The organism is Planktothricoides sp. SR001, from assembly GCF_001276715.1.
GTDB classification, from domain to species: Bacteria; Cyanobacteriota; Cyanobacteriia; order Cyanobacteriales; family Laspinemataceae; genus Planktothricoides; species Planktothricoides raciborskii.
In genome coordinates this window covers 1-3,240 of the sequence record NZ_LIUQ01000123.1, presented here as the reverse complement: position 1 = coordinate 3,240, position 3,240 = coordinate 1, and the positions used below count along the sequence as shown (strand labels likewise).

1 protein-coding gene is annotated in these 3,240 nt (G+C 52.3%); it reads left to right on the top strand.

The window, feature by feature from the left end:
• Positions 1-3,240, top strand: a 3,240-nt coding sequence (locus tag AM228_RS36610; protein ID WP_197285450.1) for a DUF4347 domain-containing protein, incomplete at both ends; no start/stop codon positions are given.

Here is a 3,240-nt window from a genome sequence, read left to right as displayed (position 1 = left end):
CACCGTATCCGACTATCAAAGTCTCGCTGCCGGAGTCAAACCGGCCACCTTTGTCCATATCCTCAACCCCAACCGGGATGGTATCGAGCAAATTACGGAAATCCTTGGGGCGAAGCATTCGCGTATAGATTGGCTGGAGAATCCACAAGATGTCGGCGCGAATGCTTTGCCCCTACAATCTATCCACATCATCTCCCACGGCAGTCCCGGCAGCCTGAAACTAGGCAACAGCACCCTCAACACCGAAAACCTGGCAGCATACCAAGACCAGCTACAACAATGGCAGGCTGCTTTAAGCGAGGATGCTGACATCAATATATATGGATGCAACGTCGCCCTAGGAGTCACAGGTCAAGCATTCATCCAACAATTAGCGCATCTCACCAAAGCGGATATCGCCGCATCCGATGACCTCACGGGGAACGGAGGCGACTGGGACTTAGAAATCGTCACCGGCAATATTGAATCAGAAATTGCCCTTAATGCCCAGACCGCTGAAGATTACGAATATAGTCTGGCCAACTTTGATGTCACCGTAGCCACCGATGATGGAACGGGGGGTACAGCTAATACCCTGAGTTGGGCAATTTTGCAGGCCAACAATATCGCCGGTAATGACACCATTACCCTGAATACCGATGTCCGATTTACGGGAGTTCCCCAAGTTCTGATTGACAGTAATATCGCCTTTATTGGTGGCGGTTTCACCGTCAGCGGGGATGTGGATAATAGCGGTACAAATAACGCCGGTGACGTTCGTCCCTTTGTAATTAAGTCGGGAACTGTCACGTTCTCCGATATGACTATTGACGGAGGTCGTGCTCAGGGCGGTAATGGTGGAAATGGTGACACTGCCGCTGGCGGTGGGGCCGGAATGGGTGGCGGATTGTTCATCTACGACGGCACCGTCAATCTCAGTAATACCACGTTTAGTAACAATCAGGCGATCGGCGGTAACGGCGGTACTGGTCAATACTTGTTTAGTGGCGGAGGTGGAGGTGGCCTGAGTGGTGACGGCGGGGCTGGCATTCTCTTTGGTTCTGGTGGCGACGGTGGCGACGGTGGCATCTTTGGCGCTACTGGCGGCGCGGGCGGTTTTGTCCCTGGCGGCGCGGGCGGTTTTGGCGGTTTTGGCGGCGGTGGCGGCGGCGGTAGCGGCGGCTATGGCGGCGGTGGCGCGGGCGGTTTTGGCGGTTTTGGCGGCGGCGGCGGCGCGGGCGGTTTTACAAGTAGCGTTGGTGGTGCGGGCGGCTATGGCGGTGGTGGTGGTAGTTCTACTAATAATGCCGGTCTTGGCGGTTTCGGTGCTGGCGACAGTGGTATCGCTGTCACCTCTGGTGGTGGTGGTGCTGGCTTAGGAGGAGCAATCTTCATCCGTAGTGGCATCTTGAATCTATATAACGCCACCTTTAACAATAACTCTGCTACCGGCGGCACGGGTTTCAACAACGGTCAAGGCAAAGGCGGGGCAATATTTGCCATGCAGTCCCTCACCAATCCCAATGGCAACAACCAGGGGATGCCCACCACCCTGCCCACTGTCCGCACCCTGGGAGCCACCTTCAGCAACAACACCGCTGCCGAGCAAGCAAACACCCCTGGTGCCACAACTTCCAGCGGCGGTGTTGGCAGTAATCAGGACAATAATGATGTTTACGGCAACATCAGCCCTAACACTGCCCCTGTCCTTACTGATACCGTCGTCGCCCTCAGCAGCATCCTAGAAGACGCGGCGGCTCCTTCTGGCGCTGTCGGTACGCTTATTTCTTCTGTTGCGGCCATTGGTACGGGGCAAAACAACATCACCGACCCCGACACAGGCGCAGTCGCGGGGGTCGCCATCACCGCTGCCGACACCACCAATGGCAGTTGGTTCTACAGTACCAATGGCGGCACCACCTGGAACCCATTAGGAACAGTATCCAGTACCAGTGCTCGCTTGCTGGCAGCCGATGCCAATACCCGCATTTACTTCCAACCCAACGCCAATTACAGCGGCACTATCACTAACGCCATTACCTTCCGTGCTTGGGATAGTTTCTCTTTTCTCAACGGCAGTACCGCTGACACCAGCACCAATGGCAACATCAGTGCCTTCAGCAGCACCACCGACACCGCATCCCTCATTATTACTACTGTCAACGACCAACCCAGTTTTACCGTTACCAGCAATTCACTTACAGTCAACGAAGATGCAGGAGCCCAAACGGTAACGGCTTGGACCACCTTCAACCCCGGTGCAGCCAACGAATCCGCCCAAACAGCGACCTACACTGTCAGCAATATCACTAACCCTGCCTTATTTGCTGTAAGCCCAGCAATAGATGCCAGCGGCAACCTAACTTATACTCCGGCAGCGAACGCTTTTGGGACTTCTAATTTTAATGTGGTTGTCAAAGATAATGGTGGCACAGCTAATAACGGTGCTGACACTTCAGTCGCTCAAACTTTCACGATTACCGTTAACTCAGTTAACGATATCCCCACTTTGAGTGATATTGTTAAAACTGGGCTGGAAGATACAGATATCACTTTTGCCGCTACTGACTTTACCGATAAATTCTTAGACCCAGACAAAGATAGCTTATCCAAAATTAAAATAACTTCACTTCCGGGTAACGGCACTCTGAAGTTAAACGGAAGTGCTATTCCTGCTGGTCAAGAAATTAATGCCGCTGATTTGGGTAAATTAACCTTTACTCCCAATGCTGACTTTAATGGCAATGTCAGCTTTACTTGGAATGGGTTTGATGGGACGGCTTATGCGACTGCGGATGCTAAGGTTAATTTAACTATCAGCAGTGTTGAAGAACCTGTTGACCAACCTGTTGACCAACCTGTTGACCAACCTGTTGACCAACCTGTTGACCAACCTGTTAACAGTGGCTTATTCCCCGTTTCCCCCCTTCCGCCTTTCATGGGTCTGAGCAGTATTTTGCCCTCAGATGGCACTGATGAAAGCAGCACTACCAGTGGCGCGAGTAAACCGGGCTTGCCGGAACCCCCACCAATTCCTCCCGAACCCACTATTGATGTAGTCAATATTTCCTTTACTGCCGTAGGAACAGATAGTGCAGATAATATTGATGGCACACCTAATGATGATGTGATGAGCGGTCAAAGTGGCAATGATATTATCCGAGGTTTGCCCGGACGAGATGCCCTATTTGGAAATAGTGGAGATGATGAACTTTATGGCAACCAAGGGGCAGATTTGTTGCTGGGTAATCAAGGTAAAGA